At 70.7% G+C, this 5,345-nt stretch carries 7 protein-coding genes; 1 reads left to right on the top strand and 6 read right to left on the bottom strand.

The window, feature by feature from the left end; translation table 11 throughout:
• Positions 1 to 219: 219 nt before the first annotated feature.
• A complete protein-coding gene (locus AB0K34_RS45875) occupies positions 220 to 411 on the bottom strand; it encodes a hypothetical protein (protein WP_138641804.1) in 192 nt (63 codons plus the stop codon).
• A 457-nt stretch (positions 412 to 868) separates the two neighbouring features.
• Here AB0K34_RS45875 and AB0K34_RS45870 point away from each other — a divergent pair, with 457 nt between their 5' ends.
• The gene (locus tag AB0K34_RS45870) at positions 869 to 1,432 is read left to right on the top strand and encodes a DoxX family membrane protein (protein WP_138641805.1); all 564 of its coding nucleotides are present in this window, start codon (positions 869 to 871) and stop codon (positions 1,430 to 1,432) included.
• 122 nt (positions 1,433 to 1,554) lie between these two features.
• On the opposite strand, the gene AB0K34_RS45865 is transcribed toward AB0K34_RS45870, so the two are convergent.
• From AB0K34_RS45865 to AB0K34_RS45845, 5 genes are all read right to left on the bottom strand, one after another.
• A complete protein-coding gene (locus AB0K34_RS45865; RefSeq protein ID WP_138641806.1) occupies positions 1,555 to 1,986 on the bottom strand; it encodes a pyridoxamine 5'-phosphate oxidase family protein in 432 nt (143 codons plus the stop codon).
• A gap of 89 nt (positions 1,987 to 2,075) precedes the next feature.
• Entirely contained in the window at positions 2,076 to 2,528 is a 453-nt protein-coding gene (locus tag AB0K34_RS45860; protein ID WP_138641807.1) for a pyridoxamine 5'-phosphate oxidase family protein, read from the bottom strand.
• An 86-nt stretch (positions 2,529 to 2,614) separates the two neighbouring features.
• The gene (locus AB0K34_RS45855) at positions 2,615 to 3,526 is read right to left on the bottom strand and encodes a carbamate kinase (protein ID WP_138641808.1); all 912 of its coding nucleotides are present in this window, start codon (positions 3,524 to 3,526) and stop codon (positions 2,615 to 2,617) included.
• Positions 3,523 to 4,458, bottom strand: a complete 936-nt coding sequence (gene argF / locus AB0K34_RS45850; RefSeq protein WP_138641809.1) for an ornithine carbamoyltransferase — start codon at positions 4,456 to 4,458, stop codon at positions 3,523 to 3,525. The genes AB0K34_RS45855 and argF overlap by 4 nt, the downstream gene beginning before the upstream one ends.
• Positions 4,455 to 5,345 (bottom strand): arginine deiminase family protein (locus AB0K34_RS45845; protein ID WP_364554810.1); only part of this gene is annotated, 891 nt, incomplete at its 5' end. The genes argF and AB0K34_RS45845, both read right to left, overlap by 4 nt.

The following is a 5,345-nucleotide window of genomic DNA, read 5'->3' as shown; positions in this document are numbered from 1 at the left end:
GTCGGCATCCCCCAAGGAGGCCGCCGCAGCGGCCTGCGCAACATGATCGAACGCGCCGAAAAGCTCGGCGGCTCGTTCACCGCCGAACCCCGCCCAGATGGCGGCACGGTCCTGACCTGGACGGCGCCGCTCAAGGAAGCCTGACCCGAATCAAGGTCACCGCCCCGGTCATCGAGCCGCGCCGATGGGAACGCCGATCACACCAGCGCCCCCGCGCCATCAGCGGATGCGGTGGTTGTCGAGGTGCGCCCAGGCGGCGTCCCAGAGCTGGTCGCGTCGTTGGTCGTACCTGCGTCGGGCCAGCTGGTAGAGGCCGAACAGCAGCGCTCCCGTGGTCAGTGTGACGCCGGTGACGGCCAGTCCGGTCCGGGTGATGGTCTCGGGGTGCCGCCGTGGCGGGAGCAGCGACACGGTGCCGGGCCCGGCCCAGACCGTGACGCGGCTTCCGACACTGGATCCGGGCCAGGTCGTGTACCGACCCGTCTGGCGGGTTCCGTCCGGCCGGGCCGCCGAAGAACAGGATGAGCATGGCCAGGCCGAGCCTCCATTGGGCGCGGTCCACGTCCCGCCGCAGGTCATTGCCGTCGAAACCGCAACGGCGGCGCCAGCGGTTCACACGCGTCCACATCGTCGCCCGTTTCATGACGCCGTCCCCTTCCGACCAGCCTGAGGCGACGCTAGGCGTCCGGCGGCCGGTGCCGGCAGAGGCCGGAGCCCCGGTGGCGAGGGACCTTCAGTCCCGTCAACCCGCTGTACGCGGGGACTTTTGTCCCGTTGATCGTGCGCCGAAGGGACCTACAGCGCGTCCCGCGATGAGGGTTGAGTCATAGGTGATGAAACCGGCGATGTGATGGAAGGTGAGACGGCGATGGCAGTCTCCGAGCACAAGACGCACGCGGGGCGCGGCACCCTGATTCGGGTGGTGGCGCCGAGGCCGCTGACCGAGACGCCCGCCGCCCGCTACGCCTGGGCCGCGGCCCGGTTGGCGCTGGGCTGGATCTTCGTGTGGGCGTTCGTGGACAAGGTCTTCGGTCTGGGCCACGCGACTCCGGCCGGGAAGGGCTGGCTGGACGGCGGGAGCCCGACCGAGGGGTTCCTGGCGCACGCGCCCAAGGGCCCGTTCGCGGGGTTCTACAACGACCTGGCCGGTGCGGCGTGGGCGGACTGGCTGTTCATGATCGGTCTGGCCGGGGTCGGTGCGGCGCTGATGCTGGGCATCGGGATGCGGATCGCCGCCGCCGGCGGCGCGGCACTGCTGGTCATGATGTGGACGGCGGTCCTGCCTCCGGAGAACAACCTGTTCATGGACGACCACATCGTCTACGCGATCCTGATCATCGGGCTCGCGCTGGTCAGCGCCGGCGACACCCTGGGCCTGGGCCGCTGGTGGAGCGGCACCGCCCTGGCCAAGCGCTTCCCCTTCCTCAAGTAGCCAACAACAGCAACATCCCACAAGGACGCCCGCCCCACCCGGCGGGCGTCCTGCTGTTGCGTCATCCGCCGTAGGCAGGCGGTCTTGGCGCGGACGAAGGCCCGGTAAGCGATGTAGTGGGTTCAGGGTGTGCTGGCCGCTTCGGCGGTGCTGTTGATGCGGCGGCCGGTGATGAGTTCGGGGTGGATGCGGATGAAGGTGTCGCGTTCCCTGGGTGCCCATGTGCGCAGGGGCAGGGTTTCCAGGGCGGCGATCTCGCGGGGGTCGGTGACGCGGCGGGCGTGGCCGACGGCGACGACCGACCAACCGGTCCGGGTGTCGGTGTCGTGGTGGTCGATCTCGAAGGCCACGACGGTGTCGGCGGCGGCCGTGGCGAGCCTGGACGAGCGGGACACCTTGATCACGATGTCGCCGTGGCTGAGCGTGTAGTTGACCGGCTGGACGGCCGGGAGCGCCCGGTGGGTGAAGACGATACGTCCGATCACGGTTTGTGCGAGGAGGGTGCGGCACTCGTCCTGGTCAAGGGGCTGCAGGCCGCTCTTGTCGAGCTGCATGCCTCCAGGCTGCCCTGGTGGCGGCCGCAGGTGGCAGGGACGAAGGTCCCCGGCGCCGCATCGCCGCCGCAGGACGCGCGTGCCGGTGGTCAGGTGGAGTCGTTCGTTGGGTTGATGTGTTCTGTGGTGACTCCGCCGGGGTGCAGCGGGATGCGGCGTCCGCTGATGTGGCGGGGCGTCAGCCGAACGAAGGAGTCCTTGGGGGAGTGGATCCAGGGGGTGAGCGGTAGTTTCCGCAGGCGTTCGGTCTCGCTCGGGTCGGTGACGATGTCGGCGTGGCCGGTGATGAGGATGCTCCAAGCGGTCCGGAGTGCCGGTTCCAGGTCGTCGGCTTCGAAGGTGAGCGGACGCCCGCCGCGGACGGCTTCGAGTTTGGCGCCAGGGGCGGTGGCGAAGACGACCGTCTCGCCGTCCATGACGAAGTTGACCGGCAGGACGGTGACGGTCCCGTCGTCCTGGGCCCATGCGATCCGCCCGACGGCAACCTGCTGGAGAAGCGTCAGACAGACGGCCGGATCAAGGCGCTGCAGTTCCTCACTCATGGTCCTCCAATCATGGTCGCCTCGACCACCTTCCCGGCAGGGACGAAAACCCCAAGGGAAGTCTTCCCCGGTAGGCCCCGGTTCGGTCAGCGGCAGGGCTTCCCGTTCTCGATGCGGGTGCCCGCAGTGCCGGACAGCAGCGCGGGGATGTCGGCGAGCGCTCCGATGACCGCGACGGCGCCGTGGCGGTGCTCGGCGAAGCGGCACGCCGCCTCCGCCTTGGGGCCCATGGACCCGGCCGGCAAATCCAGCGCCCGCAATGCCCGAGGAGTGATCTGACCGATGGGACGGGCGTCCGCCGTCCCGTAGTCGCGCATGACGGCCGGGACGTCGGTGAGGAGCAGCAGCATGTCGGCTTTGAGGTGTTCGGCGAGGAGCGCCGCCGTCAGGTCCTTGTCCACCACGGCCTCGACTCCCCGATGATGCGGGTCCACCGGGACGCCGCCCCCACCGGCGGCGATGACCAGGCAGCCGTCGTCGACGAGCCGGGCGATCGTGGGGAGTTCCACGATGGCGCGGGGCTCGGGGGAGGGGACGACCCGGCGCCAGGCCGCTCCGTCCTGGCGGACGGCCCAGCTGTGCTCGGCCCGCAGCCTGTGCGCCTCGTGAGCCGCGTAGGAGCGGCCGACGAACTTTGTCGGGTGGGTGAACGCCGGGTCGTCCAAGGCGACGACGGTCTCGGTGAGCACGGCGACGACCTCGCGGCCGGGGAGGGCGCGGCGTAGTTCGCGGGCGAGCCAGTAGCCGATCATGCCTTGGGTCTGGGCGCCGAGGACGTCGAGGGGGTAGGGCGTGGAGAGTGCCGGGTCGGCGGCGCTCTCCACGGCCAGTAGCCCGACCTGCGGGCCGTTGCCGTGGGTGATGACCAGTTCGCTTCCGGACGCTGCGGTGGCCAGGCCGCGTACCGCCTCACGGATGTGCCCGATCTGGACGGACGCGTCGAGCGGTTCGCCCCGGTGGAGCAGCGCGTTGCCGCCGAGGGCGGCGACGACCCTCATGGCCGTCCGTTCAAGCGGTCGGTGAGCAGCGCGTACAGCACGGCCTGGGTGGCGGGCAGCCGGTTGGCGGCCTGCCGGAACGCCAGGGAGCGGCCACCGTCGATGACGCCGGGGGTGACCTCCTGGCCGCGGTGGGCGGGCAGGCAGTGCATGAAGACGGCGTCGTCGCGGGCGAGCGCCATGAGGTTCTCGTCCACCCGGTAGGGCGTGAGCGCCTTCCGGCGGCGTGCCTGATCCTCTTCAGGGTCGCCCATGGACAGCCAGACGTCGGTGTAGACGACGGAGGCGCCCTTGACCGCCTCGACGGGGTCGGTGGTGAGGAGGAAGCCGCCGCCGTTCCGGTCGACCTCGGCGGCGGTGAAGGCGACGGCCTCGTCCGGAGGCTCGTACCCGGGTGGAGTCGCCACGGCGATGTCCATCCCCGCGAGGGCCGCGGCCTCCATGAGGCTGCGGGCGACGTTGCCGCCGTCTCCGACGTAGGCGATGCGATGGCCGCGGAGCTGTCCGAAGTGTTCCTGGACGGTGAGCAGGTCGGCGATGGCTTGGAGTGGGTGGTGTCCGTCGGTCAGGGCGTTGACGACCGGGATGGGCGCTGCGGCGGCGAGGTCGGTGACGTCGGCGTCGGCGTACGTGCGGATCACGATGGCGGCGGCGTAGGAGCCCATGACGCGGGCGGTGTCGGCGATGGTCTCGCCCCGGCGCAGTTGTAGTTCGTCGGGGCCGATGGCGATGGGTGTGCCGCCGAGCCGGGTGACCGCTGCGGCGGTGGACAGGCGGGTGCGGGTGGACGGTTTGGCGAAGTACATCGGCACGATCCGGTGGGCGAGCAGGTGACTCGCCGACCTGGGGTCGTCCTGGAAGCCGTTGGCGAGGTCGAGCAGCCGGGTCAGGTCGCCGGTGGTCAGGTCGGTGACGTGCAGCAGGTCTTTCACAGGGGCACCTCGTCGCGTTGGAGGGGGCAGCTCATGCAGCGGGGGCCGCCGCGTCCGCGGCCGAGTTCGCCGCCGGGGATGGTGATGACTTCGATGCCGTTGCGGCGGAGCATGGTGTTGGTGGTGATGTTGCGTTCGTAGGCGACGACGACGCCGGGTTCGAGGGCCAGGACGTTGTCGCCGTCGTCCCATTGCTCGCGTTCGGCGGCCCGCACGTCCTGTGCGGCGGACAGGACGCGGACGCGGGGCAGGCCGAGGGCGCGGGCGATCGCGGGGAACAGCGCGTCGTTGTCGTCGACGGTGACGGTGCCGCCGGTGCCGGGGGTGAGGCTGTAGGACCGCAGCGGGGGGAGTTCGGGGTAGACGGCGAAGGCGTCGCGGTCGACCATGGTCATGACGGTGTCCAGGTGCATGAACGCGCGCTGCTTGGGCAGTTGCGCGGCGATGATGTGGTGGGCCCGGCCGGCGGCGAACAGGCGCTGGGCGAGGAGTTCGATGGCCTGGGGTGTGGTGCGTTCGCTCATGCCGATGAGGACGACGCCGTCGCCGAGGACGTGGATGTCGCCGCCTTCGATGGAGGGCAGGGCGAAGTCGGTGCCCCGGTACCAGACGGGGATGTCGGTGCCGGTGAACATGGGGTGGTGCCGGTAGAGGGTGTCCAGGTGGATGGTTTCGCGGCGGCGTGCGGGTTTGGCCATCGGGTGCAGGGTGAGGCCGTCGTGGATCCAGGCGGAGGGGTCGCGGGTGTAGAGGTGGTTGGGCAGGGGCGGCAGGACGAAGTCGCCGTCGTCGAGGGAGGCCAGGAGCAGGCTGTGGGCGGCCAGGCCGAGTTCTTGTTTGGTGAGTCCGCCGATGAGGTGGCGGGTGAGGGTGTGGGGGTCCATGTC

This window comes from Actinomadura sp. NPDC049382 (assembly GCF_040677125.1).
GTDB classification, from domain to species: Bacteria; Actinomycetota; Actinomycetes; order Streptosporangiales; family Streptosporangiaceae; genus Spirillospora; species Spirillospora geliboluensis.
The sequence above is the reverse complement of the archived record's forward strand: the minus strand, read 5'-3'. Positions and strand labels throughout refer to the sequence as shown.